Source organism: Methylobacter arcticus (assembly GCF_050917435.1).
GTDB classification, from domain to species: Bacteria; Pseudomonadota; Gammaproteobacteria; order Methylococcales; family Methylomonadaceae; genus Methylobacter_A; species Methylobacter_A titanis.
This window is the reverse complement of the sequence record NZ_CP159583.1, coordinates 3,444,043-3,469,166: the sequence shown is the minus strand read 5'-3', so window position 1 is coordinate 3,469,166 and position 25,124 is coordinate 3,444,043. Positions and strand designations below refer to the sequence as shown.

Annotated in this window: 24 protein-coding genes; 20 read left to right on the top strand and 4 right to left on the bottom strand. The window is 50.2% G+C overall.

Translation table 11 applies throughout. From position 1 onward, the window contains the following. Positions 1-13: 13 nt before the first annotated feature. On the bottom strand, positions 14-484 hold the full coding sequence (locus ABXJ76_RS16510; RefSeq protein WP_432742093.1) for a DciA family protein: 471 nt from the start codon (positions 482-484) through the stop codon (positions 14-16). Positions 485-728: 244 nt separating this feature from the next. On the opposite strand from ABXJ76_RS16510, the gene ABXJ76_RS16505 reads away from it, so the two are divergent. From ABXJ76_RS16505 to ABXJ76_RS16410, 20 genes are all read left to right on the top strand, one after another. Beyond that, positions 729-2,516 (top strand): NAD(P)H-dependent oxidoreductase subunit E, encoded by a 1,788-nt coding sequence (locus tag ABXJ76_RS16505; RefSeq protein WP_432742091.1) that lies wholly within the window; start codon positions 729-731, stop codon positions 2,514-2,516. Next, positions 2,509-3,279, top strand: coding sequence for a 2Fe-2S iron-sulfur cluster-binding protein (locus tag ABXJ76_RS16500; protein WP_432742089.1), 771 nt, complete (start codon positions 2,509-2,511; stop codon positions 3,277-3,279). The genes ABXJ76_RS16505 and ABXJ76_RS16500 overlap by 8 nt, the downstream gene beginning before the upstream one ends. Then, positions 3,269-3,808 carry an NADP oxidoreductase gene (locus ABXJ76_RS16495; protein ID WP_432742087.1) on the top strand — a complete coding sequence of 180 codons (540 nt, stop codon included), beginning with the start codon at positions 3,269-3,271 and terminating at the stop codon, positions 3,806-3,808. Before ABXJ76_RS16500 ends, ABXJ76_RS16495 begins: the two co-directional genes overlap by 11 nt. A 25-nt stretch (positions 3,809-3,833) precedes the next feature. Then, positions 3,834-4,067, top strand: a complete 234-nt coding sequence (locus ABXJ76_RS16490) for a hypothetical protein (RefSeq protein ID WP_432742085.1) — start codon at positions 3,834-3,836, stop codon at positions 4,065-4,067. Then, positions 4,067-4,327, top strand: coding sequence for a Txe/YoeB family addiction module toxin (locus ABXJ76_RS16485; protein WP_432742084.1), 261 nt, complete (start codon positions 4,067-4,069; stop codon positions 4,325-4,327). The genes ABXJ76_RS16490 and ABXJ76_RS16485 overlap by 1 nt, the downstream gene beginning before the upstream one ends. Positions 4,328-4,344: 17 nt before the next feature. Continuing rightward, positions 4,345-5,844 carry a Ni/Fe hydrogenase subunit alpha gene (locus tag ABXJ76_RS16480; protein WP_432742082.1) on the top strand — a complete coding sequence of 500 codons (1,500 nt, stop codon included), beginning with the start codon at positions 4,345-4,347 and terminating at the stop codon, positions 5,842-5,844. Then, positions 5,837-6,319, top strand: a complete 483-nt coding sequence (locus tag ABXJ76_RS16475; RefSeq protein WP_432742080.1) for a hydrogenase maturation protease — start codon at positions 5,837-5,839, stop codon at positions 6,317-6,319. Before ABXJ76_RS16480 ends, ABXJ76_RS16475 begins: the two co-directional genes overlap by 8 nt. Positions 6,320-6,378: 59 nt before the next feature. Then, entirely contained in the window at positions 6,379-6,780 is a 402-nt protein-coding gene (gene hypA / locus ABXJ76_RS16470) for a hydrogenase maturation nickel metallochaperone HypA (RefSeq protein ID WP_432742078.1), read from the top strand. Positions 6,781-6,828: 48 nt separating this feature from the next. Continuing rightward, a complete protein-coding gene (gene hypB / locus ABXJ76_RS16465) occupies positions 6,829-7,602 on the top strand; it encodes a hydrogenase nickel incorporation protein HypB (RefSeq protein WP_432742076.1) in 774 nt (257 codons plus the stop codon). 585 nt (positions 7,603-8,187) lie between these two features. Then, on the top strand, positions 8,188-8,355 hold the full coding sequence (locus tag ABXJ76_RS16460; RefSeq protein WP_432742074.1) for a DUF2292 domain-containing protein: 168 nt from the start codon (positions 8,188-8,190) through the stop codon (positions 8,353-8,355). Positions 8,356-8,477: 122 nt separating this feature from the next. Beyond that, entirely contained in the window at positions 8,478-9,989 is a 1,512-nt protein-coding gene (locus ABXJ76_RS16455; protein WP_432742072.1) for an alginate export family protein, read from the top strand. Positions 9,990-10,157: 168 nt separating this feature from the next. After that, positions 10,158-11,162, top strand: a complete 1,005-nt coding sequence (locus ABXJ76_RS16450; RefSeq protein WP_432742070.1) for a sulfate ABC transporter substrate-binding protein — start codon at positions 10,158-10,160, stop codon at positions 11,160-11,162. 161 nt (positions 11,163-11,323) lie between these two features. Then, the gene (cysT, locus tag ABXJ76_RS16445) at positions 11,324-12,151 is read left to right on the top strand and encodes a sulfate ABC transporter permease subunit CysT (protein WP_432742068.1); all 828 of its coding nucleotides are present in this window, start codon (positions 11,324-11,326) and stop codon (positions 12,149-12,151) included. A gap of 10 nt (positions 12,152-12,161) precedes the next feature. Continuing rightward, the gene (gene cysW / locus ABXJ76_RS16440) at positions 12,162-13,049 is read left to right on the top strand and encodes a sulfate ABC transporter permease subunit CysW (RefSeq protein ID WP_432742066.1); all 888 of its coding nucleotides are present in this window, start codon (positions 12,162-12,164) and stop codon (positions 13,047-13,049) included. Positions 13,050-13,250: 201 nt separating this feature from the next. Further along, positions 13,251-14,294, top strand: a complete 1,044-nt coding sequence (locus tag ABXJ76_RS16435) for a sulfate/molybdate ABC transporter ATP-binding protein (RefSeq protein ID WP_432742064.1) — start codon at positions 13,251-13,253, stop codon at positions 14,292-14,294. A 498-nt stretch (positions 14,295-14,792) separates the two neighbouring features. Further along, positions 14,793-15,695 (top strand): LysR substrate-binding domain-containing protein, encoded by a 903-nt coding sequence (locus tag ABXJ76_RS16430; RefSeq protein WP_432742062.1) that lies wholly within the window; start codon positions 14,793-14,795, stop codon positions 15,693-15,695. 32 nt (positions 15,696-15,727) lie between these two features. Next, positions 15,728-17,083, top strand: a complete 1,356-nt coding sequence (gene chrA / locus ABXJ76_RS16425) for a chromate efflux transporter (protein ID WP_432742061.1) — start codon at positions 15,728-15,730, stop codon at positions 17,081-17,083. A 309-nt stretch (positions 17,084-17,392) separates the two neighbouring features. Beyond that, positions 17,393-18,487, top strand: a complete 1,095-nt coding sequence (locus ABXJ76_RS16420) for an RNA-guided endonuclease InsQ/TnpB family protein (protein ID WP_432742059.1) — start codon at positions 17,393-17,395, stop codon at positions 18,485-18,487. Between the two features lie 391 nt (positions 18,488-18,878). Further along, positions 18,879-20,249 (top strand): group II intron reverse transcriptase/maturase, encoded by a 1,371-nt coding sequence (gene ltrA, locus ABXJ76_RS16415; protein WP_432741898.1) that lies wholly within the window; start codon positions 18,879-18,881, stop codon positions 20,247-20,249. 340 nt (positions 20,250-20,589) lie between these two features. Next, positions 20,590-21,078: a C40 family peptidase gene (locus ABXJ76_RS16410; RefSeq protein WP_432742058.1), complete on the top strand. Its 489-nt coding sequence runs from the start codon at positions 20,590-20,592 to the stop codon at positions 21,076-21,078. 121 nt (positions 21,079-21,199) lie between these two features. Here ABXJ76_RS16410 and ABXJ76_RS16405 read toward each other — a convergent pair whose 3' ends face one another. The 3 genes from ABXJ76_RS16405 to fdhF are packed head-to-tail and all read right to left on the bottom strand — an operon-like array spanning position 21,200 to position 25,117. Then, positions 21,200-21,412, bottom strand: a complete 213-nt coding sequence (locus tag ABXJ76_RS16405; protein WP_432742056.1) for a formate dehydrogenase subunit delta — start codon at positions 21,410-21,412, stop codon at positions 21,200-21,202. A gap of 14 nt (positions 21,413-21,426) precedes the next feature. Beyond that, positions 21,427-22,275: a formate dehydrogenase accessory sulfurtransferase FdhD gene (gene fdhD / locus ABXJ76_RS16400; RefSeq protein WP_432742054.1), complete on the bottom strand. Its 849-nt coding sequence runs from the start codon at positions 22,273-22,275 to the stop codon at positions 21,427-21,429. After that, complete coding sequence (fdhF, locus tag ABXJ76_RS16395) at positions 22,268-25,117, bottom strand: formate dehydrogenase subunit alpha (protein ID WP_432742052.1); 2,850 nt, start codon at positions 25,115-25,117, stop codon at positions 22,268-22,270. The genes fdhD and fdhF overlap by 8 nt, the downstream gene beginning before the upstream one ends. Between the last annotated feature and the right edge of the window lie 7 nt (positions 25,118-25,124).

Genomic DNA, 25,124 nt, shown 5'->3' with positions numbered 1-25,124 from the left:
ATCTGACTGAATACTAGGCGGGGGTTTGCTGATTTGAAAGTTTTTCCAACGTTGTGCTTAACCTCAGCAACGCGAGCTTCAATTGTTCATCCGAAACCGTAAGACTGTGGTTATGGATGAACGCTATTTTTTCTGCCGATGGAATGATCGGTGTCCTGCCCGGTAGCGATGTTGCAGGCAATATCTCTACCCTCACTTTAATCTGCATAATCGAGACCGATTCCCGGGTTAGCGGGGCGATGGCTGCGAGAATTACGCTGTTATAAAAGCGCAGTTGCGATGCCCAAGCCGCCGTATCGGTATAAACCAGCAGTTTCTTGCCGTTAATAACACAGTGCAGTGCATGTTTAGCTATAGCCGCCGGTAAAATGTCATGAATACGCCGTAGAACCTGTTTTTGTTGCTCAATCTGGCTATAAAAATGAGCCATAGTGCGATTTGGGAACGACAAGGCCGCTTTAAATGAAGTTGGTTTTTTTGCCATGAGTGCTTGACGAGAAGTTCTGTTAGCTAATTATTGGTTTATCTAAGAGAGTAAGATATAGTTAGTTTCTGTAAGGGATTAGCCATTTTAACGCTTCAGTTCCTGCCCCTTATCGACATCTGATCTCTATGGATGGAGGGAATACAGAATAATTGCCCGGAGCAATCACTGTCATATAGGCAATGTAATCATTCATTAGTATCATATCCACAAACATCCAGAAAGATAAAGCCGGGGAGATAAAGTGAGACAATTCGTTCAGGATATCGTAGAAAATAATCATCAGGCAACACATTTGTTGCAAATTCTAAGGCAGATTCAATCCCGTTTTCATTATATCCCGGAAGAGGCGATAGAACAGCTGTCCGGCTTGCTGAACATTCCCCGAACGCAAATTATCAGCGTCATTGAATTCTACAGTTTTTTCCATCTGACCCGAAGAGGGCGATATGAGCTGTTGATCAGCGATTCGATAACCGATCATATGCTGGGTAAGAAAGACCTGCTCGGCTATCTGGAAAATAAATTGGCTGTTGCCGTTGGCGAAGTCAGGCCAGATGGCGTGGTTAGCTTGGATAATACTTCCTGTACCGGCATGTGCGACCAAGGCCCGGCCGGTTTGGTTAACGGCTATGCGTTGACTCACCTGGATCATTCTTCAATTGATAAAATCGCGGCGCTGATTAATCAACAAAAACCCCTGAGCGAATGGCCTAGCGAATTATTTCAGGTGGATGATAATATTCATAAATCCGGTTTATTGCTGAATCAGCGGCTTGAGCAAGGCGCGGTACTCAAAGCGGTTTTAACGCGAGGCATCAAGGAAACGCTGACTGAAATCGATAAATCAGGTTTGCGGGGTCGGGGCGGGGCTGGATTTAAAACGGCGATGAAATGGCAATTTTGTTCCGAAGAGCAACAGGCTGAGCGTTATGTGGTATGCAATGCCGACGAAGGCGAACCCGGCACATTCAAGGACAGAGTATTGCTGAATACTTACGCAGATCAGGTTTTTGAAGGCATGACGGTGTGCGCGGCGATTATCGGAGCCAAACAGGGTTTTTTGTATTTGCGCGGAGAGTATTTGCATCTACACGATAAGCTGCAAAACATTTTGGAGCAGCGTCGCCGAAACGGTTTGCTGGGCAGCAATATTCTGGGGGCAGGATGGAGTTTCGATATTGAAATTTGTCTAGGTGCAGGCGCTTATATTTGCGGCGAAGAATCCGCGCTAATCGAGTCGCTGGAAGGCAAGGCCGGTATTCCGCGCAATCGTCCGCCTTATCCGGTCACCCAGGGCTATTTGGGCAAACCTACCGTGGTCAATAATGTAGAAACGTTTCTGGCGGCTGCCAGCATTGCGGTCAATGGCGGTGACTGGTTTGCCGGTATCGGCACCGAAAAATCGAAAGGCACCAAGATACTCAGTATCAGCGGCGATTGCGCACGTCCCGGCATCTATGAATACCCCTTTGGCGTAACGGTTCAGACTATTCTGCATGACTGTGGCGCGGACGATGTATTGGGCGTTCAGGTTGGCGGGCCGTCAGGCAGCTTTATTTCCGATCAGGAGTTCGAGCGCAAGCTGGCTTTTGAAGATTTAGCCACCGGCGGCTCATTCATTATTTTCAACACCAGTCGCAATATTCTCGACATGGTGCATAACTTCACGCACTTTTTTGCCCATGAAAGCTGTGGATTTTGTACACCATGCCGGGTCGGCACCTCTTTATTGCAAAAACAGATGGATAAAATTGTCGACGGCCATGGTTCGGCGGGCGATGTTGTTGCGTTGGAAGAATTGTGTCAACTGGTTAAAAATTATAGCCATTGCGGCCTCGGGCAAACGGCGGCGAATCCGATCTTAACCACGCTGGAGCGCTATCCCGATTTGTATCAAAGCCGATTAAAAGAAATCAGTTATGAACCGGGATTCGATTTGGATGGCGCACTGGAAACAGCGCGGCGCATGGCCAATCGCGATGATGCCGGTGCGCATTTGGCTCAAATAGAGGTGAACGAACATGAGTAAAACCATTACCATCGACGGCAAAACCATTCCTTTTGAAGAGGGGCAGACTATTATGGATGCGGCGATGGCAGCCGACGTCTATATCCCACACTTATGCCATCAGCCGGAATTTACCCCGCACGGCAGTTGTAAACTGTGTACAGTCAAGGTCAACGGACGCAACTGTTCGGCCTGCACCTTTCCGGCCATGGACGGGCAGGATGTGCTCAGTGAAACTAAAGAGCTGATTGACGACCGGAAGAAAATCACCCAAATGTTATTTGTGGAAGGCAATCATTTTTGCCCGTCCTGTGAAAAAACCGGTAACTGTCAGTTACAAGCCGTGGCCTATCATTTGAATATGCTCGACAACCATTTTCCGTTGTTTTACCCGAATCGGGAAGTGGACGCCTCTCATGCCGAGGTGATGATTGACCATAATCGCTGTATTTTTTGTGCCTTGTGCGTTCGCGCCAGCCAGCAAACAGACGGTAAAAACGTATTTGCGCTCAGCGGGCGCGGCATCCACAAGCATTTGATCGTCAATGCTGAAAGCGGGTTACTGAAAGATACTGACGTGGATGTGAACGATCAGGCTGTCCACATTTGTCCTACCGGCGCGATTCTGGTTAAACGTACCGGTTATCGGGTGCCGATTGGCGAACGTATTTACGATCACCAACAAATTGATCAAGTGAGTTTGGCCGCATTCGGTTCCCGACCGGTTGCGACACTTCCGCCATCCCTGGCAGTCGGCAAGGAGCATCCTAAACATGGCAAATAAAATTAGAGTAGCAACAACATCGCTGGCAGGCTGTTTCGGCTGTCATATGTCTTTTTTGGATATAGACGAGCGCATGCTGCAATTAGTTGAAGTAGTCGAGTTTGACCGCTCGCCGCTCACCGACATAGAACATTGCACCAATTGCGATATAGGTCTGATTGAAGGCGGCGTGTGCAATTCCGAAAACGTCCACGTATTGCGGGAGTTTCGTAACAACTGCAAAATCCTGGTTGCGGTCGGCGCTTGCGCTATTAACGGCGGATTGCCGGCGATGCGCAATCATATCCCCCTCGAAGAATGCCTGAATGAGGCTTATCTCGACGGAATTGGCGTGGAAAATCCGCAGATTCCCAGCGATATAGAATTGCCTTTACTGTTGGATCAAGTGCGGCCGATTCATGAAGTGGTCAAAATAGATTATTTTCTGCCCGGCTGCCCGCCTTCAGCGGACGTGTTTTGGAAATTCCTGACCGATTTGATCGAAGGGCGTGAACCTTCATTGCCTTACGAGTTGGTTCATTACGATTGAGCGACCCACAAGTGAGAGGAAAACTATGTACACAGTTTATAAAATCAATGCTGATGAGCTAAACGAAAATTTTATAGCATCCATCAAAGCGCAGTTTCAACATAAAGAGATTGAGATTGCCATTTGTGAAACGGCGCAAGCCGAACAGGATGAGACCGATTATTTATTGCGTGACCCTGCTAACAAGGCGCATCTATTAGAAGCGATAGACAATGTTAAAAAGGGTAGATTGATAACTGCCCATTTAAACGATCTGTAATGGATATTGCTTTTGAACAAGGTGCTTTTGATGATTTTACCCGCTGGGCAAGCGAGGACAAAAAACTCTATAAACGTCTTGTTAGTTTGATTAAAGAAACGTCGCGTAATCCATACATAGGCTTGGGTAAACCCGAAGCCTTAAAGCATGAGTTACAAGGTTATTGGTCGCGCCGCATCAATGATGAGCATCGCTTAGTGTACAAAGTTGAAGCCGATAGGCTGATTGTTATTAGCTGTAAGTATCATTATAAGAAATAACAAATACGGGAATTATCATGTACGAACATTTAGAAACAGCTGAAAACCGGGACAGTTTAAAACGTGTTGTCGTCGATCCTGTCTCGCGCGTTGAAGGCCACGGCAAAGTCACTTTACTACTGGACGAAAATAATAAAGTCCAGCAGGCCCGCTTGCATATCGTTGAATTTCGCGGCTTTGAGCGCTTCATTCAAGGTCGGCCCTATTGGGAATTGCCGGTTCTGGTGCAGCGCTTATGCGGCATCTGTCCGGTCAGCCATCATTTGGCCGCCGCCAAAGCCATAGATCAACTGGTGGGTGTCGACCCTGAGAACCTGCCCGTATCAGCGGACAAATTAAGGCGCTTGCTGCATTTCGGACAAGTCATGCAATCCCATGCCCTGCATTTCTTTCATTTATCCAGCCCGGATTTGCTGTTCGGTTTTGAAAGCGACATCAGCAAGCGTTCGGTTATCGCGGTATTGGCCGAGTATCCAGAAATCGGCGTACAGGGCGTAAAACTGCGCAAATACGGCCAGGAAGTCATTCGCATGGTGTCGGGCAAACGCATACACGGCACCGGCGCGATTGCCGGGGGCATGAATAAATCATTGACCAAAGCCGAGCGCGACTACCTGCTCGAAGATATCGACCAGATGATAACCTGGGCGGAAGGTTCGGTTGCGCTGATCAAGAAAGTACACTGTTCCAACCTGCCTTATTACGATGAATTTGCGACTATACGTACCAATTATCTGGGTCTGACCAAGCCAGACGGTGCGCTGGAGCTTTATCACGGCGGTATCCGCGCCAAGAATGAGCACGGCGAAACCCTTATGGATCAGGTCGATTATTGCCAATATAACGATTATATCCATGAAGAAGTCCGCTCATGGACCTACATGAAATTTCCTTACCTGTTATCGCTGGGTCAGGAAAATGGCTGGTATCGGGTCGGGCCATTGGCGCGGGTCAATAACTGCGACTATATCGACACGCCGCTGGCCGAAGCCGCCAGAGTCGAGTTTAAGGCGCACAGCGGCGAAGCGATGGTACACAGTACCCTGGCATTTCACTGGACGCGCTTGATTGAAATCCTGCATTGCGCCGAAAGCATTAAACAGTTGCTGAATGACCCGGACATCATGGGCCATGATTTGGTCGCGCAAGGTGAAAAACGCTATGAAGGCGTGGGCGTGATTGAAGCGCCGCGTGGTACCTTGTTCCATCATTATCAGGTCGATGAAAACGACATTGTCACCAAAGCCAACCTAATCGTTTCGACCACCAGCAACAACATGGCGATGAACGAATCGGTGCGGCAAGTGGCGGCGGAATATTTGTCCGGCCGGGAACTGACCGAACCTTTATTGAATAATCTGGAAGTGGCGATACGCGCTTACGATCCCTGTTTGTCCTGCGCGACCCATGCGGTAGGCAAAATGCCGCTGCAACTTGAGTTGGTCGATGTTGACGGCAAGCTGATCGATAAGCTGGTCAAACACAGTGATGGTCAGATTGAGCGGGAACATGGGTAAACCGGTGTTGTTGTTCGGCTATGGCAATCTCAGTCGCGGCGATGATGCGCTGGGGCCGTTATTGTTGGAATACGCCGAAACTCATTGCGACTTGGGCGCGATTGAAATATTGACCGATTTCCAATTACAAATCGAACATGCGCTGGATCTGGAAAACAGGCGCTTAGTGTTATTTGTCGATGCCTCCGTAGCCAGCGTTGATGCGTTTGATTTTACCGTGCTGGAGCCAGCCAGGGATAAAAGCTACACGACGCATGCGATGAGTCCTGCGGCGGTTTTAGACGTGTATCAATCGATAAAAAAGCAAACGCCGCCGCCGTGTTTTCTGCTGAGCATCAAAGCCGAGAAATTTGAATTAGGCGAAGGCTTAAGTGCTAACGCTGAACATAATTTGGCAAAAGCGTGTTCATTTGCAGGGCAATTATTGGGCAATCCCGATGTTGATTTTTGGCTGAAACAGGCAAGCCATGCATGACAAAGCTGCCGGGAGCAGATTTGCACTAGCCCGAAGGGTGCCTAGCTGGGTTATCATGCATGACAAATCTGCCGGGAGCAGATTTGCACTTGCCCGAAGGGTGCATGGCAGGGACAGCCATGCATGAACTCTCCCTCCTGGAAAACGTCAGGGAAATTCTGGAAAATCATGCCGTGAGCCAAAAGTTCAGCAAGGTCACCAAAGTGACCCTGGAAATCGGCAAACTTTCCGGCGTTGAGCCGGATGCGTTGCGCTTCGGTTTCGATGTGGTGATGAAAGACTCGCTGGCGGAAAATGCCGAATTGATCATTTCCGATATAGCCGGACTGGGAATTTGCCGGCAATGCGGACTAGAAGTTGAACTGGAAACTTCGCATGATCCATGCTCCCATTGTGGAAGTCCTAAGGTTAAAATCATTCAGGGCGCGGACATGAAAATTAAAGACTTGATTGTTATTTAAGCAAACAGGTAAAACATAAAATACTTTTACTCTTACAGGCCACTATGTATGTGCGGAATATGCGGTTGCAGCCAACCAGGCAAAATTAACAAACTCCAGCCTGTAAACGGGCAAGTTCATCAGCATGACCATGACCACGGTCATCACCATCATGATCACGAAACAGAGCGCCTGGTTAAAGTCGAGCAGGACTTGCTCAGTAAAAACAATGCCTATGCGGAGCAAAACAGAACTTACTTTCAGCAGCATCATATTTTCACACTGAATCTGGTTTCCAGTCCCGGTGCGGGCAAAACCACCTTGCTGGTCGAGACGATTAAAGTCTTAAAAGACCGGTTTCCTATCGCCGTCATCGAAGGCGATCAGCAGACCGAGCATGACGCGGATCGAATCAGAGCCACCGGCGTACCTGCGTTGCAAATCAACACCGGTCGAGCCTGCCATCTCGATGCCCACGGCATTGGTCATGCGCTCCAGGCGCTGGGCATAAAAGACCACAGTTTTTTGGCCATAGAAAATGTCGGCAATCTGGTTTGCCCGTCTTCATTCGATTTGGGCGAAGCGCATAAAGTCGTGGTGCTGTCAGTGACTGAAGGCGACGATAAACCGCTTAAATACCCGGACATGTTTCATGCCGCAGATTTGATGATCATCAATAAAACCGACTTGCTGCCTTATGTCGATTTTGATGTACAGCGTTGTATTAACTTCGCCAGGCAGGTCAATCCAGACATACACATCATCCAGTTGTCATCAACCAAGGGCGATAATTTTTCCGCCTGGGCAGACTGGCTCGCCGGGAACGTTAAGATGGACGCGTAGAACACGCAGTGCTTTGCTGTTCGCTTTTTGTTTTTCTTGATTCATGTTCGACGCAGCTCTTATATTTCAGGTTACTTTAGAGTGTGTCCGGTTTAGTGTAGCCACACATTTCGTGGGAGCGACGCCTGCGTAACAACGAGGACATCCTCCCACCACCGACTTTCATGTTTTTAGGTGGCTCAAAATGCCATAAAAACTTGCGCAAAAATAGCGATTCCCCGGCTATTTGTTATTTTCCGCCTTTCGCATAACCTCCTCAGCCAAGCCCGGAATAATTTTAATTTATTCAGTCCCGTCAAACAGTCTGTCACCATTACATTGCAATAATTTGCAGTTTAAGCAACTGATTTTACAAGGTCAGTACTGGCGACAGAAGCTAAATATCTTATAATTAGATATTATAATCTAATTATATCGTTTCATTAAAACCCTGATCTTCTCTACTATTGCACCTGAGCAACTTGTGTTGCTTATTTGGTAATCTTTTTATTCTCTATTCAATTTTAAGCTTATCGGTTTATTGAAGATAATGCCTGATTTAAGCGGCGCTTCAACATCAACGGTAAGTTTTGCAGGAGTGTTTTTATGGCATCTGATACGAGAAACCGCAGCAAAGAACAACAGATAACTGAAATCTCTGGTCAGATTGCCAGTATTTTGCAAGAAATTAACTATGGTTCAATCGAAATTATCATTCATGACCACAAGGTGGTGCAGATCGAACGTAAGGAGAAGTTACGCTTTGATATATAAATAATAATTATAAATTTCTACCGCAAAAAAAAGCGGCGAAAACAACACTATAACGTGAACATGAACCGACCGGATCACCGGAAGTTACTAATCAAAAAAGATTTTTAAAAGAAGGTAAAACTATGAAGCGTAATTTCGTCAATATTGCGTCGGTAACCGGTGCCTTGAGCTTGCTGCTGGCGTTTCCAGGTCTGGCAAGCGCCGAGGATTATTACGTCAAAACCAAAGGTTATCGTGTCGAGCCGGACACCGATCCACCGGCTTATGTGCGTAATTTGAGCAAAACCCAATTCGAGCAGTTTCGCGATGTTGACTGGCTGGATGTGGGCCTGGATTTTCGCACCCGTTATGAGTATCGGGAAAACGATTTGCGGCGCAGAACTGATCCTACAACCAATGCTACGCTAAATACCTATCGCAACGACCCCGACAATCTATGGCTATTGAGAACGCGCGGTTATATCGGCGTAAAAGACATTCTCGACCCGTTACGCTTTGCGGTCGAATTTGAAGACGCCCGCAGTTACAACGGCCTGTATGAAAGAACCGACTCCGACATCAACGAATTCGAACTGATTCAGGGTTACGCCGAGCTGTATTTCGATAATGCGCTCGGCCATAACCGGCCGCTAAGCATCCGCGCCGGCCGTCAGGCTTTGGAATTGCTGGATCGGCGTCTGGTGGGCAGCAACCAATTCCGCAACACCACCAATAACTTCGAAGGCTTTCGCGTCCGTTTTGGCAAACAGCAAAACAACTGGGACCTGGACACCTTCGCCTATCAACCGGTTGAACGCTCCAAGTATGATTTTGACCAAGCTGATGAAGACACCTGGTTTTACGGCGGCGTGCTGAGCATTCGCCAGTGGTCGGATTATGTCACCATCCAGCCGTACTTTTTGGGCCGCAAGCAAAATGGCGATCCAACCAATACCGTAGCCGCCAACCGCAAAGCCGATATTGATATTTATGCGCCGGGTTTACGGGTTTATGGACTTTTCGGCGATAGCGGCTTTGATTTTGACGCGGATATCAACAAACAGTTTGGCCGCTCCGGTTCGCTTTCGGGTACAACGCAGACCTTGCGCCAGCATGATGCTCTGGCGTACTCGCTGGAATCCGGTTATACCTTCGACCATGACTGGAAGCCTCGGGCCAGCCTGTATTACGGCTACGGCACCGGCGACAAAAATTCCACTGACAATACGAACCAGAAATTTGATGCTTTTTACGGCTTTAATCAGCCGTGGTCGCGCAACGATTATTTCTCCTGGGATAACGTTCATGCCCCTAAAGCCCGGCTGGAATTCACCCCGTATAAGGATGTGCGCGTCGACACCGGTTATAACGCTTTCTGGGTGCAAAGCGAAACCGATGCCTGGAACCGCGCCAATCTGAGAGATAGGAGCGGTAATAGCGGCAACTTCCTGGGGCATGAACTCGACATTCGTATGCGCCATAAACTCAATCCGTATGTCGACTGGAGCTTGAGTTATGCCCGCTTCGAACCGGGCAGCTTTACCAAGTCATTCGATAAGGGCAGCACGGCCAACGGCCCCTTCACGTCGGAGGCCAGCAATTTCTTCTACTTCGAAGTGTCGCTGAATGCGTTTGGCGACGGCAAGATCAAGTAAATTAGCGCGATAACTGCGGCAGCTATGCGGCTGCCGCAGTTGTTATCTAATTTTTAGATAAGCAGTTCTAAATATATCGTTTTCATAAGTTAGCTAAGGTGCTTACCATGACCCTGGTTCGGCACTATTGCGATAAAAACCTAAATCATTTTAATTTAAGGAAAAACCATGAAATTTACCATTCCCTTAAAACTCGTGTTTTTCAGTCTGGCCTTATTGTCAAGCGGTGCGGCCCTGGCAGACAGAACGCTGCTGAATGTGTCCTACGACCCGACCCGGGAGCTCTATCAGGACTTCAACAAAGAGTTCATCAAATACTGGAAAGATAAAACCGGCGAAGACGTTAAGGTCCAGCAATCCCACGGCGGCGCAGGCAAGCAGACCCGTGCGGTGATCGACGGCCTGGAAGCCGATGTGCTGACCTTGGCCCTGTCTTACGACATCGATCAAATCGCCAAAAAAGCGCGCATATTGCCCGAAAAGTGGCAAAGCCGATTGCCCAATAACAGCCTGCCTTACACCTCCACCATCGTGTTTTTAGTGCGCAAAGACAATCCCAAAGCGGTTAAAAACTGGGACGATTTGGCCAAAGAAGGCGTTTCGGTCATTACGCCCAATCCAAAAACTTCAGGCGGGGCACGCTACAACTATCTCGCCGCCTGGGCGTTTGGCGAACAGAATTACGGCAGCAAGGAAGCCGCCAAGGATTTTGTCAAAAAAGTCTACAAGAATGTGCCGGTGCTGGATTCCGGTGCGCGCGGCTCCACCACCACTTTTATCCAGCGCGGTATCGGCGATGTGCTGATCACCTGGGAAAACGAAGCGTTTTTGGCGCTTAAAGAGCAGGGCTCCGGCGAGTTTGAAATCATCGTGCCGCCGGTCAGTATCAAGGCCGAAACTCCGGTAACGCTTGTGGACAAGGTTGCCAAAAAGACCGGCAACCTGGATTTGGCCGAAGCCTATCTGCAGTACCTGTATTCACCGGTCGGGCAAAAATTGGCGGCGAAGCATTTTTATCGTCCTTACCAACCGGAACATGCCGATCCTGAAGACTTGAAACGCTTTCCGAAACTGGAGCTGTTTACCGTCAACGAAAAATTCGGCGGCTGGGCGCAGGCTCAAAAAGACCATTTCGATGACGGCGGCTATTTCGATCAAATTTACGCGCCATAAGAAATGCGGCCTTGGGTTAACGGTTTTTCCGTTAACCCAAGGCCGTTAACCGGAGTGCGGGCTCCGCCTGCTGCGCAAGCAAAGCTTGCACTCCAATTTACCGCACCATTTGTTGGATGGGTTGCGAAACGATACAGATCAACACATAAAAGATTATTGATATGCCGCAAAGTAACATCATGCCGGGATTTCGCCCGGCCATCAGTTTTACCCTGGTTTATCTGGCCTTGATCGTGCTGATTCCGCTGAGCGCGATGCTGCTGAAAACGTTTGAACTCAGCCTCGACGAGTACTGGGCGATACTGACCAACCCGCGTGTGCAGGCCTCGTTCCGTATCAGCTTTGGCGCGGCGCTGATTGCCGCCTTTGTTGCCGGGGTGTTCGGCTTTATCATCGCCTGGTCGCTGGTGCGCTATACCTTTCCCGGCAAACGCCTGTTCGACGCGTTGATCGATCTGCCGTTTGCGCTGCCGACCGCCGTGGCCGGTATCGTGCTGGCCGCAATCTACGAACCTCGCGGCTGGATCGGCAAGCTGGTGATGGATAGTCTTGATGTGCAAATTGCCTACAAACCGCTGGGCATTGTCTTCGCTTTGATCTTTATCGGTTTGCCGTTTGTGGTGCGCACTATTGAGCCGGTGTTGCAGGAATTCGACACCGCGATGGAAGAAGCCGCCGCCAGCTTGGGCGCCACCCGTTTGCAAACCTTTATCAAAGTGATTCTGCCCAATATTCTGCCGGCGACCATTACCGGCGTTGCGCTGGCTTTTGCGCGCGGCGTCGGCGAGTACGGCTCGGTGATCTTTATTGCCGGCAACATGCCGTATATTTCGGAAATCGTGCCGCTGTTGATTATTACCAAACTGGAACAATACGATTACGCCGGGGCAACCGCGATTGGTTTGACCATGCTGATGCTGTCGTTTCTATTATTATTATTGATTAACGGACTGCAATGGTGGGTGCGCCGCCGTTCAGGACAATTGTGAGGAAACTCTGATGAATGCCATTTCCGCTACCTCTTTTCTGGCCTCAAAAAAACTGACGCTGTCCGACCCCGACTGGGTGCGCTATGCCTTGATCGTAGCCACCTTGGGCGTTATCGGCTTGTTTTTGTTGTTGCCGCTGCTGACCGTACTCATTGAAGCCTTTGCTAAAGGCTGGACGGCCTACAGTGCCAGCCTGACGCATCCCGACGCGCTGGCAGCGATGCGCTTGACCCTGTTGGTTGCCGTAGTCACCGTGCCGCTGACCACCGTGTTTGGCGTGTCCGCCGCTTGGGCGATAGCCCGTTTTGACTTTCGCGGCAAAAGCCTGTTGATTACCCTGATTGATCTGCCGTTTTCAGTGTCCCCGGTCATTGCCGGTTTGGTCTATGTGCTGATTTTCGGCGCTCAGGGTTGGCTGGGGCCCTGGTTTTCGGCGCATGACATCAAGATCATTTTCGCCGTGCCGGGCATTATTCTGGCGACCTTGTTTGTGACCTTTCCGTTCGTTGCCCGGGAACTGATTCCGCTGATGCAGGAAATCGGCCATGAAGAAGAGGAGGCGGCTTTATCGCTGGGTGCCAGCGGCTGGCAAACTTTTTTCAAAGTCACGATGCCGAACGTCAAATGGGGCCTGCTGAACGGCGTGCTGTTGTGCAACGCCAGAGCGATGGGCGAATTCGGTGCGGTCTCGGTGGTATCCGGGCATATCCGCGGACTCACCAATACGCTGCCGCTGCATGTCGAAGTCAGTTACAACGAATACGATTTCGTCGGTTCCTTCGCCGGTGCGTCGGTACTCGCCGCCTTGGCCGTGGTGACGTTGGTGTTTAAGGCCGTCCTGGAATGGAAGCAAAACCAGGAATTAAAAGCGACCCGGCAGGCGGTTGAAGTGCATTAAATTTTAGTGGCCGGTAAAAATAGAAGCCACCAAAATCACCAAAGCCAAGAAAAAACTTATCACCACGAAGAGCACGGAGAACACGAAGAATGAAACTTTGTGGCGGCTAAAGAGCTTACTTTGGTATACATTTTCTTTCGTGTTTTTCGAGGATAATTTTTTTGAATTCGCGTATTTAAAGATTTATATCAGGAACCCATCATGAGCATTAGCGTAAACCATATCAGCAAACATTTCGGCGCCTTTACCGCGCTGGACAATATCAGCCTCGACATTCCCGAAGGCGAATTGGTTGCCTTACTGGGGCCTTCGGGCTGCGGTAAAACCACCTTGCTGCGCATCATTGCCGGTCTCGAACAAGCCGACCAGGGCGATGTTTTTTTGAAAGGCGACAAGGTTACCGATAAACCGGTTAAAAGCCGCCAAATCGGTTTTGTGTTCCAGCATTACGCGCTGTTCCGGCATATGACCGTGTTTGATAATGTGGCGTTCGGCTTAAAGGTCAAGCCGCGCCGCGAACGGCTAAGCAATGAAGTGATTGCAAAAAAAGTCCATGCACTGCTGGAGCTGGTGCAACTTGACTGGCTGCACGACCGCTATCCCGACCAGCTCTCCGGCGGCCAGCGCCAGCGTATCGCTCTGGCTCGCGCCTTGGCCGTGGAACCCTCGGTGTTATTGCTGGATGAACCGTTCGGCGCGCTGGATGCCAGTGTGCGCAAGGACTTGCGCCAATGGCTGCGCAACCTGCATCACGACCTGAATGTCACCAGCATTTTTGTCACCCATGATCAGGAAGAAGCCATGGAAGTCGCCAGTCAGGTGGTGGTGCTCAATCATGGCCGCATTGAGCAGCAAGGCGCGCCCGGCGATATTTACGATCATCCGGCCAATGCGTTCGTGTCCCGATTTATCGGACAAACCAATGTTTTCGATCTGGATGAACATGATGCCGATTGGCTGCAAACAGCCGGCTTATCCGCCGCGCAGCAAAAAGGCAAAATTGCCCATGTGCGCCCGCATGATATTGTCATTGAAAAGTCGACTGCCGGTACCGATACCTTTGTAACCCTGAAAGACTGGCAGCATTTGGGCTCCCTGATCCGCATTGAGTTGGTCAAGAGCGGCGCGAATGGACAGGCTGCGAGCGTTTATGCAGAAATGCCCAATGACCAGTTCAGACGCTTGCAGCTGAATAGAGGCGACAAGGTTGAGCTGCGGATACGCCACGCGCATTGGTTTCATTAGGCGTAGTACTGGTCTTGACGGTAAAATTGCGCAATCATCGGGTAAATTTGTACGGCAAGTGCCTAGTCGATCCATGCGCAATTAGCGGTGTGAGCCAAGCAAGAGGACGTGAGTTTGAATAGCCTAGTGCTATTTTTATTGCCAGTGGCCTGGATGCATAAATAGCCATGTCAGGTTAAAAATTTTAAAATAACACAAGAATAACCACGAATAACACAAGAATAACCACGAAGAACACGGACGACTGCAAGGACAGATATTTGCTCCTCGGCAACTGCTCCTGCGTTGCTCTACTACACGCCATCCATGGCGTTACGCAATATCTGCATTCACCACATCCCTGTGGATTATGCAGGAGGTGGAGCAACGCAGGAGCAGTTGCCGAGAACACAAAGGTTTTAATGCATCGAATTAATGCGGTTGTTTTCTCCGTGTCCTTCGTGTTCTCCGTGGTAAATTTTTTTACCGGATATTTTAGACAAGGAAACATCCCCAACAATGAATTTAAGCCAAATTGAATTGCTTCGCGTTCTTCAGGAAAATGATTTCAGCCTTTCAAAAGCGGCGGAAAAAATGCATATCGTGCAATCGGCGGTCAGTCGGCAATTGCAGCTTTTCGAAGCCGAACTGGGTTCCCCCTTGTATGAACGGCAGGGTAAAAGATTGATAGGCTTGACCTCTTTGGGTTGCCGCATCATGGAGGAGGTCGCAACCATTAACATGGCCAAAAACAATATCCAGACCATAGCGGCCGACTTTATCGACAGCAACCAAGGCGTTTTGCACATTGCGACCACCCACACCCAGGCCAAGTATTTTTTACCGAAACCTATCCTGCGCTTCAGGGAAAAATATCCGGGCGTCAGGATTTATATGGTGGAAGCGTCGCCCGAACAGCTGATTAATAAACTGCATAGCCGCAAAGCGGATATTGCGATTTGCACCGAAAAAGTCGGCGAAGATGCCGGTTTGATCGTCAAGCCCTGCTACGAATGGCATCATGCGGTGGTGGTGCCGAAAAATCATCCGCTGAGTGAGGGTGAAATTTCTCTTGAGCGGCTAGCTTCTTATCCGATACTCACTTACAGCTTCGGTTTTACCGGACGCTCAAATATCGAGACCGCATTAAAAAACACCGATATGGAGCTGGATATTATCCTGGCTGCCGCCGATACCGACGTGATCAAGACCTACGTTCGTTTGGGGATGGGGGTCGGCATTATTGCCGGCATGGCATATGATTCGGTCATGGATCATGATCTGGTTGTGCGGGATTTATCGCATCTTATTCCCCGTTCAAAAACCAAGATCGCCTATCTGAAAAACAATTACCTGCCTGTGTACACGCAGCACTTTATCGACGAGTTGCTGGTTGCGGCTAAAGAGCTTAATCTCCATTAACCGGAGTACAAACCTGATCGAAGGGAAACCCCATGGAACAACCACAACCCGTCAGCTTTAGCACAGCCTTCCGCTTCTGGCTCAAACTTGGCTTTATCAGCTTCGGCGGGCCTGCCGGGCAAATCGCCATTATGCATCAGGAACTGGTCGAGCGGCGGCGCTGGATTTCCGAAAAGCGTTTTCTGCATGCGTTGAATTACTGCATGTTATTGCCGGGGCCTGAAGCGCAGCAACTCGCGGTTTATCTCGGCTGGCTGATGCACCGCACCTGGGGCGGCGTGGTCGCCGGGCTTTTGTTTATTCTGCCGTCGCTGTTCCTGTTGATCCTGCTAAGCTGGATTTATCTGCGCTTCGGCCAGGTTCCGGCGGTGGCCGGTGTGCTTTACGGTATCAAGCCCGCCGTCACTGCCATCGTGCTGTTCGCGGCGTATCGCATCGGCTCGCGGGCTTTAAAAAACGGCCTGCTGTGGACTTTGGCGGCATTGGCCTTTGTCGCTATTTTCGTATTGCACGCGCCGTTTCCGTTGATCGTATTGATTGCAGCCTGTCTCGGAGCTGTCGGCGGGCGCATCGTCCCTGATAAATTTGCTGTTGGCGGAGGTCATGGCTCGGCCAAAAAAAGCTACGGCCCCGCGCTGATCGATGACGATACGCCCATCCCCGAGCATGCCCGTTTTCGTTGGACGCACTTGCTTAAAATCGTAGCGGCAGGGTTGATATTGTGGGGCGGCATGATGGGATTCTTGTGTGGACACTACGGCTGGAACGGTGCGCTAACGCAAATGGGCTGGTTTTTCACCAAGGCGGCGCTGCTGACTTTCGGCGGTGCCTATGCGGTGTTGCCTTATGTGTATCAGGGTGCGGTGGAGCATTACCACTGGCTGACTGCCGCGCAAATGATCGACGGTCTGGCGCTGGGCGAAACCACGCCTGGTCCGCTGATTATGATCGTCACTTTCGTCGGATTTCTGGGAGGCTGGAGTCAGTTGCCTTTCGGTTCCGATGGGTTATTAACGGCTGGCGTGGTCGCGGCGGTCGTAGTCACTTATTTCACCTTCCTGCCCAGCTTCCTGTTTATCCTGGCGGGCGGCCCTTTGGTGGAGTCCACTCGCGGCAACTTAACATTCACCGCGCCGTTGTCGGCGATTACCGCTGCCGTGGTGGGCGTGATTCTCAACCTTGCGGTATTTTTTGCTTATCATGTCTTCTGGCCGCAAGGTTTCGAAGGGAGTTTCGACGGCATTGCCGCGTTGGTTGGGGCGAGTGCCTTGCTGGCATTGTTCCGTTACAAGGCGGGTGTTATTCCGGTTATCGGTGCTTGCGGTGTGGCGGGCCTGTTGCTGTTGTTCGTTAGACCCTGGCTTGCTTTGCAAGGAATTTTCTTATGAATATGTTGAGATTTTGTAGCAGCAAAGCAAAACCGCTCGGATTATCGGATAATATTAATTTATCAGATTGCATTGCAAAATGTTACCAAAGAGTCCGTAAAGCCCCTTCCTTCAGGTGGGGGATGTAAGGATGCTGTTGATCTATTTTGTTTGCAGCCATTGCGTTAATGCCAATGTTATCCACTTAGCGATTGAAATGGATCTTTGCTGGCCTTGGTCATGTCATATTGAGAATAGTTCGGGTATCATCCGAATGTGAAACCGCTTAAGCTGTTTAGCCATAAAATGAATGAGGTACCATTGGGTGCTATGAAACCTATCATTAAAACCTTAGCAGTCAGAGTTCGCGATAAACACGCCCGTGTTTTGAACCGTATGGCGTTTGATGTGAATCAAGTATGGAATGATGCTAATGCGTATTCGGCTGAGTTTTCGTGGGTGTTCGTGCCGGAAGTCGGCCACATCAACTGTGGCACCTCGGCGTTTGAGTTGATGAAAGACTTGAAAGGTATCCGCAAAGAGCGCGGCATGATCATCGACTCGACGGCGGTTCAAGAAGTTATTGCCGTTCATGCAAAAGCCAGAAAGCAATTCAAGAAAAACAAGCTTAATTGGCGCTGCTCTGGTGGAGCCAGACGCGCATTAGGTTGGGTTCCGTTCAAGTCCGGCGCGGCCAAATGGGTTAACGGTCAAATCAGATACGCGGGGCTTTATTTCAAGGTATGGGATAGTTACGGATTAAGTCAGTTTGATCTTCGTTCCGGCTGTTTTAGCCAAGATTCACGCGGTCGCTGGTATTTCAATATTGTCGTTCATGTTGACGTTGACATAAGGCCAGCGGCAGGCGGTCAAATAGGCATTGATTTTGGCTTAAAAACCACCGTCACCTGTTCCAATGGCGATACTTTGGAGCGCCAAGGCTGCTACCGGAATTTAGAGTCAAAGATGGGTATGGCGCAACGGGCTAAGGATAAAAAGCGCATTAAGGCGATTCACGCCAAGATTAAGCATCGACGCAAGGATGCAATCCATAAATTCAGCAACAAAGTAGTTAAAGAAAACAGTTTAATCGTCGTCGGCAACGTCAGCGCGTCCGGCCTTGCGAAAACTAAAATGGTAAAGTCCGTTTTAGATGCAGGCTGGGCGATGCTGAAAACACAACTTGAATATAAGTCGATAGCGACGCAAGGCGTGTTTATAGAAGTCAACGAGTCGTACACTACCCAAGCCTGTTCGTGCTGCGGCTGCATAAGCGCCAGTAGTCCGAAAGGTAGAGCGGGACTTGGAATAAGAGAATGGACGTGTGCCGAGTGTGGCACGACGCATGATAGAGATATGAATGCGGCTATGAACATTCTCGCGCTTGGGCATAAGCGTCTAGCGGTAGGAATCCCCGTCCTTTAGGTCGGGGAGGATGTGTGCGCCCAGCATGGGCGCGATCTCGGAGGTGAAAGTCCTCCCGTGAGCTGACCACAGCGAGCGAATGGAAGCGCAACTGCGCAAAGGTGACTGAGCGTGGGAAGGAAGCGTGGAAAGAAACCGTGAGCCGATGAACAAAAATCAGATATGAGGCGCGTCCAATCAAGGCGAGCAGGCACATTACTGCGAAGCTTTTGTGGTCAATGAGAGGTGGCGTAGATCTGGCGGTTGTGCGGGGAAGGATCACGTTCTTACCTGGGGAGATCTCGTTTTACGCCTGAAAGGGCGACGGCGTAAGCCGGGACGAGAAGTCAGCAGAGGCCATAGTAGCTGGGTGACCAGCGAAGGGCCAAACGAGAAGGAGAGCTGAAAAGTTATGAATCTTGGAAATGTACTGCATCAGAAGTCCGGGAAACCGGAGCGGGTCGTGACCGGCAAGGGTGAAGCCCAAGCCGATGCGGCACGCGATGAAACACGTCCGGCGTTTCATAAACAAGAAGGCTTGGGGCGGGAGGACTTGCTTGCTCAGGCTCTCTCGCGTGAGAACATGGCTGCGGCGTGGAAACGCGTCAAAGCCAACAAGGGAAGTGCTGGTGTCGATGGACTGACTATCGGGCAGACTCCGGAATTCCTCAAGACCCATTGGCCACGAATCCGGTCAGAGCTTTTAAACGGGACGTATAGGCCTCAAGCCGTGCGGCGCGTGGAAATTCCAAAACCGGCAGGTGGTACGCGGGAGTTGGGGATACCGACGGTTGTCGATAGACTGATCCAACAGGGCTTGCTGCAAGTCTTGCAGCCGCTGATCGATCCGACTTTTTCAGAGTCCAGCTATGGCTTTCGACCTGGCCGAAGTGCGCATGATGCAGTGCTCAAAGCACAGCAATACGCGCAAGAAGGCTACCGGGTTGTGGTCGATGTGGATTTAGAGAGATTCTTTGATCTGGTTAATCACGACATCCTCATGGACAGGCTTGCCAAACGTATTGCCGACAAGGCCGTTCTACGGCTGATCAGGCGGTATCTACAAGCCGGGATCATGGCCAAGGGTATGGTGATGGAGCGAGAACAGGGGACGCCACAAGGCGGGCCGCTGTCGCCGCTTCTGGCCAACGTGTTGCTCGATGAAGTGGATAAGGCTTTGGAGAAACGGGGACATCGATTCGCCCGATATGCCGATGACTGCAATGTTTACCTGCACAGTCAGAAAGCCGGCGAGCGGGTGCTTCGCTTTCTGAGGAACCTGTATGAGAGGCTGCACCTTCGGGTGAACGAGAAGAAAACCGAGGTGGGTCCGGTATTTGGGCGCAAGTTCCTTGGCTACTGCCTTCGGCGGTGGTCAGGCGATACGGTCAAAATTGCTGTGGCACCCAAGGCGCTCGACACGTTTAAGCAACGCATCAGGCTCATCACACGCCGGGTGGGTGGACAAAGCATGGCTCAAGTGGCTGAACAACTGCAAGCGTATATGCCCGGCTGGAAGGCCTACTTCCGACTGGCGCAAACGCCAACGACGTTCAAAGATTTGGACTCTTGGCTGCGACATCGACTCAGGGCGATTCAACTGAAGCACTGGCGGACTGGCACCACAATCTATCGTGGGCTACGAAAGCTTGGCGCGTCACACGAGTTGGCCCTGCAAACAGCGGGTGGTGGTGGTCGATGGTGGAGTCACAGTGGCTCTGCCTTGAACAAAGTCCTCACGGTGAGCTATTTTGACAGCATTGGCATTCCGAAACTCACATGACCTCAACTTCTCGAACCGCCTGGTGCGGACCCGCATGCCAGGTGGTGTGGCAGGGGCGCAGCTTAAAGCTGCCCCCTATGCCGTTCAAGAAGTAGGTTGTTTAGGGAAGGAGGAGTGCATATAGCCATTTAGCATGTAATAGCCTATCCTTATGCTCGATGTTCAAGTTTTTTTAACTTGACTGAAGTTAACCCAGATAAATCAAGGTATTTCCGTCAATGGCCTCAAATATTGCCTAGTAGCGCTTATGGCTACAAGGCTTGATTTTGTGGGGTTCTATAAAATCAAGAATTAAAAACTTGAACATCAAGTTATAGCGAATTGTTAAGGGGTTAATAAATTGAATGCGTACATCGCTAAAAACAAACACTATTTTTTTATCCGATGGGTTTTACTCAGCGCGATAGTTTTGTTTGCCGGTTGCGCTAGCGTTCCGGAAATAAAGCCTATTGCGAATTATTCGCCTATGGTCAGTTATGCGTTGAGCTTGCAGGGGGTGCCTTATCGCTACGGCAAAAGTTCACCCGAGGAAGGTTTCGATTGCAGCGGGTTTGTGCAGCATGTGTATGGGCGTCAGGGTATAGCGTTGCCACGTACGACTCAAAAGATAGCTCAATCGGCGGCGCTGACCCAAGTTCCAAAAAATGATCTTCATCCAGGCGACCTGCTTTTTTTTAATACCAACGGCAAGCCGTTCTCGCATGTCGGTATTTATGTCAGTAATAATAATTTTATTCATGCGCCTAGCCAGCGCACCGGCAGGGTGTTGGTGTCCAGCCTTAAAAACCGCTACTGGGAGAATCGGTTTAGTTGTGCACGTCGACCGTAATGGCATTGCTGTAGTGGTAAAGAATTTGCCGATAGAGGCAAAGATTGAAGCGACAAAAGCCAGCTTTGGACTCCAGAAAATGCCGTGGCCGGAGTTTAACGCTGGCGTTGAAACGATGATGCTAAGCGGCAAGCTTGGTTACGGCTGTTTTAACCAGACTGCTTAATTCAGAGCCGTCTTCTTGGCAGTAGGCAATAATCGCTTTACGCATTCTAGGATCCCATGATCTTAAAATATGGTTTTTTATGCCTTCCGCTGCGATTTCTTTGTCGGTTTCTGCGTTAAAGAAATTGCCTATATCGTTGGCCATTTTGATAAGTGGTTCTATTTTCATCGTTAATTACACAGTTAATTGTTATGGGTTAAGCGTTGCGGATGGGTATAAACCACATGCTGATCATCACGGGCAAAACCGATTAAGGTGAGGCCTGCCTCATCAGCCAAGCGTATGGCTAAGCCGGTCGGTGCGGAAATGGCCGCAAGCAGCGTAATGCCGACCCACGCGGTTTTTTGTACCATTTCATAACTGGCGCGGCTGGTAACGATGACAAAACCGGCAGATAAATCTTTGCCGGTGCGCAATAAAAAACCAATTAATTTGTCCAGTGCATTATGCCGTCCTACATCTTCCCTTATATCTAAAATCCCCTGTCCGGGAACGGCCCAGGCAGCCGCATGAACTGCTCCGGTTAGCTGGTTTAGTTTCTGGTGCTGTTTTATGCTTGTTAAGGCGGAACGCAGTTCCGCAGCAGGCAGGGTCAGATTCCCGTTAACCGGGCAGGGTTGGCGGATAGCTTGTTTTAAGGTACTCGCGCCGCATAGACCGCAACCGGTACGACCGGTTAAATTACGGCCTTTGTCTGCCAGACCTTGAAAACGCTGATCCGGGATTTTTAGCTGGACTTCGATGCCGTTCGAGCGGTTATAAATCCGCGCCGATAATAATTCTTGCGGGTTTTTAATAATGCCTTCGGTAATGCTAAAACCCAGCGCAAATTCTTCAAGATTGGTTGGGGTTGCCAGCATGACGACATGCGGCACCCCATTGTAAATCAGGGAAATAGGCACTTCTTCGGCAATAGTGTCTTGCAACTGTTCATGCTGCCCCCCTCGCCAGCGATCAACGGTGATTTGTTGATAACTGGGCCAGCCTAATTCTAACGATAGCGGCAGCGTAGCGGCACTGCCGTTAGTCATGGCTTATTCCCTGCTCCAGAAGATCAAGTTGTTTTTCTGAAAATGCGCTGTATTCCTGTTGCCATTCCGAAGTCTGACTGACTTTAGTAATTTGCACAGCCGTCACTTTGTATTCCGGGCAGTTGGTCGCCCAATCGGAGTTGTCGGTGGTGATCACGTTGGCACCGGATTCAGGAAAATGGAACGTGGTGTAGACAACGCCAGGTTGTACGCGATCGCTGACCAAGGCGCGCAATACGGTCTCGCCGGCACGACTTTTAATGCCTACCCAGTCGCCGGTGTTGATGCCACGATCTTCGGCATCGTGCGGATGAATTTCCAGGCGATCTTCCGAATGCCAGGCGACATTTTCGGTGCGGCGTGTTTGCGCGCCGACATTGTATTGCGACAAAATACGTCCGGTGGTCAGAATTAAAGGATATTTGCCGGTTACGCGTTCTGCCGTTTGCACGAATTCGGTCAGCATAAACAAGCCCTTGCCGTTATCGCGCAGGAAATGCTCGGTATGCATAATCGGTGTGCCTTCCGGCGCTTCATCATTACAAGGCCATTGTATGCTGCCGAGACGGTCAATCTTTTCATAACTGACACCGGCAAAACTAGGCGTAAGCTGTGCTATCTCATCCATGATTTCTGACGGATGACTGTAATTCATTGGGTAGCCCATCGCATTCGATAGCATTTGCGTAACTTCCCAGTCTTGATAGTCGGCCAATGGCGACATGACTTTACGCACCGGCGAGATACGGCGTTCGGCGTTGGTAAAGGTGCCGTTCTTTTCCAGGAAAGACGAGCCTGGGAAGAAAACGTGGGCAAATTTGGCGGTTTCATTGAGGAATATATCCTGAACAATGACGCATTCCATGGCGCGTAAGGCGGCATGAACGTGTTTAATGTCCGGGTCGGATTGGGCAATATCCTCACCCTCGCAGTACAGTCCCATAAAACTTTTGTCTAGTGCCGCATCAAACATGTTGGGGATACGCAAGCCGGGTTCTGCATTCAATTCGGCATTCCAGGCTTTTTCAAACAGTTGGTGGGTTTCAGGATCGGATACATGGCGATAACCGGGAAATTCATGCGGAAATGAACCCATGTCGCAAGAGCCTTGTACGTTATTTTGTCCGCGTAACGGATTCACGCCGGCACCGTCATGACCCAGGTTGCCGGTCGCCATGGCCAGATTGGCAATGCCGATGACCATGGTGGAGCCTTGGCTGTGTTCGGTTACGCCTAAACCGTAATAAATCGCGCCATTACCTGCGGTAGCATAAAGTCGTGCGGCCGCTCTAAGTTCAGCGGCGGGGACGCCGGTAATGGACTCGCTGGCTTCCGGTGAATTATGTTCCTGGGCAATAAAGGTTTTCCATTTGGCAAAAGAGGCGACATCGCAACGTTCATTGACAAAGGCTTCGTCAAGCAGGCTTTCGGTAACAATGACATGCCCGAGGGCATTGATCAAGGCGACATTGGTACTGGGACGCAGCTTTAGATGATGGCTGGCTTTAACATGCGGAGCTTTGATCAGGTCGATTTCACGCGGATCAACCACGATCAGTTTGGCGCCCTGACGCAGGCGTTTTTTCATTTGAGAGCCGAATACCGGATGGCCGTCGGTTGGATTGGCGCCGATAATCAAAATTACATCGGCTTTCATGACCGAGTCGAAATCTTGGGTGCCGGATGATTCGCCAAAGGTTTGTTTCAAGCCGTAACCGGTAGGCGAATGGCAAACCCGAGCGCAGGTATCGACATTATTATTACCGAAACCGGCGCGTATCAGTTTTTGCATGATGTAGACTTCTTCGTTGGTGCAACGAGAAGAAGTGATGCCGCCGATAGAGTCCTTGCCGTATTTTGCCTGGATGCGTTTTAATTCCGACGCGGCATGGCTGATAGCCTCTTCCCAGCTGACTTCTTGCCATGCATCTTTAATGCTGGCGCGGATCATCGGCTTGGTGATGCGATCTTTATGCGTGGCATAACCGAACGCAAAACGGCCTTTTACGCAGGAATGGCCGTGATTGGCTTTGCCGTCTTTGTTGGGCACCATGCGGATGACTTGTTCGCCTTTCATTTCCGCCCGGAATGAACAGCCGACGCCGCAATAAGCGCAGGTTGTCACGATTGCATGTTCCGGCAGACCGTTATCGATAACCGATTTTTCCATCAAGGTTGCGGTTGGACAGGCTTGTACGCACGCGCCGCAGGAAACGCATTCCGAATCCATAAAATCCTGATTCTGGCTGGGCGATACTTTGGAATCAAAACCTCGGCCGTCAATGGTTAAGGCAAACGTGCCTTGGGTTTCTTCGCAGGCTCTGACGCAACGCGAGCAAACGATGCATTTGCTGGGATCGAAGCTGAAATAGGGGTTGCTTTCGTCTTTAACCGCGTTTAGATGGGTTTCTATCGGGTTGTAACGCACTTCGCGCAAACCTACCGCGCCAGCCATGTCTTGCAGTTCGCAGTCGCCATTGGCCGAACAGGTCAAGCAGTCCAGCGGGTGATCGGAAATATACAGTTCCATGATGCCGCGACGCACATCGGCCAGTTTTTTATTCTGGGTGGTGATTTTTAAACCGTCCGCGACCGGCGTCGTGCATGAAGCGGGCATACCTCGTCCGCCTTCTATTTGCACCACGCAAAGCCGACAGGAACCGAAGGGTTCAATGCTGTCCGTTGCGCATAATTTGGGTATCTCAATGCCTATGCTTGCCGCCGCACGCATGACTGAGGTGCCTGCTGGCGCGGTGACTTGAAAACCATCAATTTCCAGCGTGACCATCTTTTCGCTGGTGCTGGCTGGTGTGCCAAAATCTTTTTCTTTATTCATCGACATTGTAATC

Coding starts and splice junctions, on each gene's coding strand:
- ABXJ76_RS16510 (WP_432742093.1), bottom strand. CDS start 484: ATGGCAAAAAAACCAACTTCATTTAAAGCGGCCTTGTCGTTCCCAAAT.
- ABXJ76_RS16500 (WP_432742089.1), top strand. CDS start 2,509: ATGAGTAAAACCATTACCATCGACGGCAAAACCATTCCTTTTGAAGAG.
- ABXJ76_RS16495 (WP_432742087.1), top strand. CDS start 3,269: ATGGCAAATAAAATTAGAGTAGCAACAACATCGCTGGCAGGCTGTTTC.
- ABXJ76_RS16490 (WP_432742085.1), top strand. CDS start 3,834: ATGTACACAGTTTATAAAATCAATGCTGATGAGCTAAACGAAAATTTT.
- ABXJ76_RS16485 (WP_432742084.1), top strand. CDS start 4,067: ATGGATATTGCTTTTGAACAAGGTGCTTTTGATGATTTTACCCGCTGG.
- ABXJ76_RS16480 (WP_432742082.1), top strand. CDS start 4,345: ATGTACGAACATTTAGAAACAGCTGAAAACCGGGACAGTTTAAAACGT.
- ABXJ76_RS16475 (WP_432742080.1), top strand. CDS start 5,837: ATGGGTAAACCGGTGTTGTTGTTCGGCTATGGCAATCTCAGTCGCGGC.
- hypA (WP_432742078.1), top strand. CDS start 6,379: ATGACAAATCTGCCGGGAGCAGATTTGCACTTGCCCGAAGGGTGCATG.
- hypB (WP_432742076.1), top strand. CDS start 6,829: ATGTGCGGAATATGCGGTTGCAGCCAACCAGGCAAAATTAACAAACTC.
- ABXJ76_RS16460 (WP_432742074.1), top strand. CDS start 8,188: ATGGCATCTGATACGAGAAACCGCAGCAAAGAACAACAGATAACTGAA.
- ABXJ76_RS16455 (WP_432742072.1), top strand. CDS start 8,478: ATGAAGCGTAATTTCGTCAATATTGCGTCGGTAACCGGTGCCTTGAGC.
- ABXJ76_RS16450 (WP_432742070.1), top strand. CDS start 10,158: ATGAAATTTACCATTCCCTTAAAACTCGTGTTTTTCAGTCTGGCCTTA.
- cysT (WP_432742068.1), top strand. CDS start 11,324: ATGCCGCAAAGTAACATCATGCCGGGATTTCGCCCGGCCATCAGTTTT.
- cysW (WP_432742066.1), top strand. CDS start 12,162: ATGAATGCCATTTCCGCTACCTCTTTTCTGGCCTCAAAAAAACTGACG.
- ABXJ76_RS16435 (WP_432742064.1), top strand. CDS start 13,251: ATGAGCATTAGCGTAAACCATATCAGCAAACATTTCGGCGCCTTTACC.
- ABXJ76_RS16430 (WP_432742062.1), top strand. CDS start 14,793: ATGAATTTAAGCCAAATTGAATTGCTTCGCGTTCTTCAGGAAAATGAT.
- chrA (WP_432742061.1), top strand. CDS start 15,728: ATGGAACAACCACAACCCGTCAGCTTTAGCACAGCCTTCCGCTTCTGG.
- ABXJ76_RS16420 (WP_432742059.1), top strand. CDS start 17,393: ATGAAACCTATCATTAAAACCTTAGCAGTCAGAGTTCGCGATAAACAC.
- ltrA (WP_432741898.1), top strand. CDS start 18,879: ATGAATCTTGGAAATGTACTGCATCAGAAGTCCGGGAAACCGGAGCGG.
- ABXJ76_RS16405 (WP_432742056.1), bottom strand. CDS start 21,412: ATGAAAATAGAACCACTTATCAAAATGGCCAACGATATAGGCAATTTC.
- fdhD (WP_432742054.1), bottom strand. CDS start 22,275: ATGACTAACGGCAGTGCCGCTACGCTGCCGCTATCGTTAGAATTAGGC.
- fdhF (WP_432742052.1), bottom strand. CDS start 25,117: ATGTCGATGAATAAAGAAAAAGATTTTGGCACACCAGCCAGCACCAGC.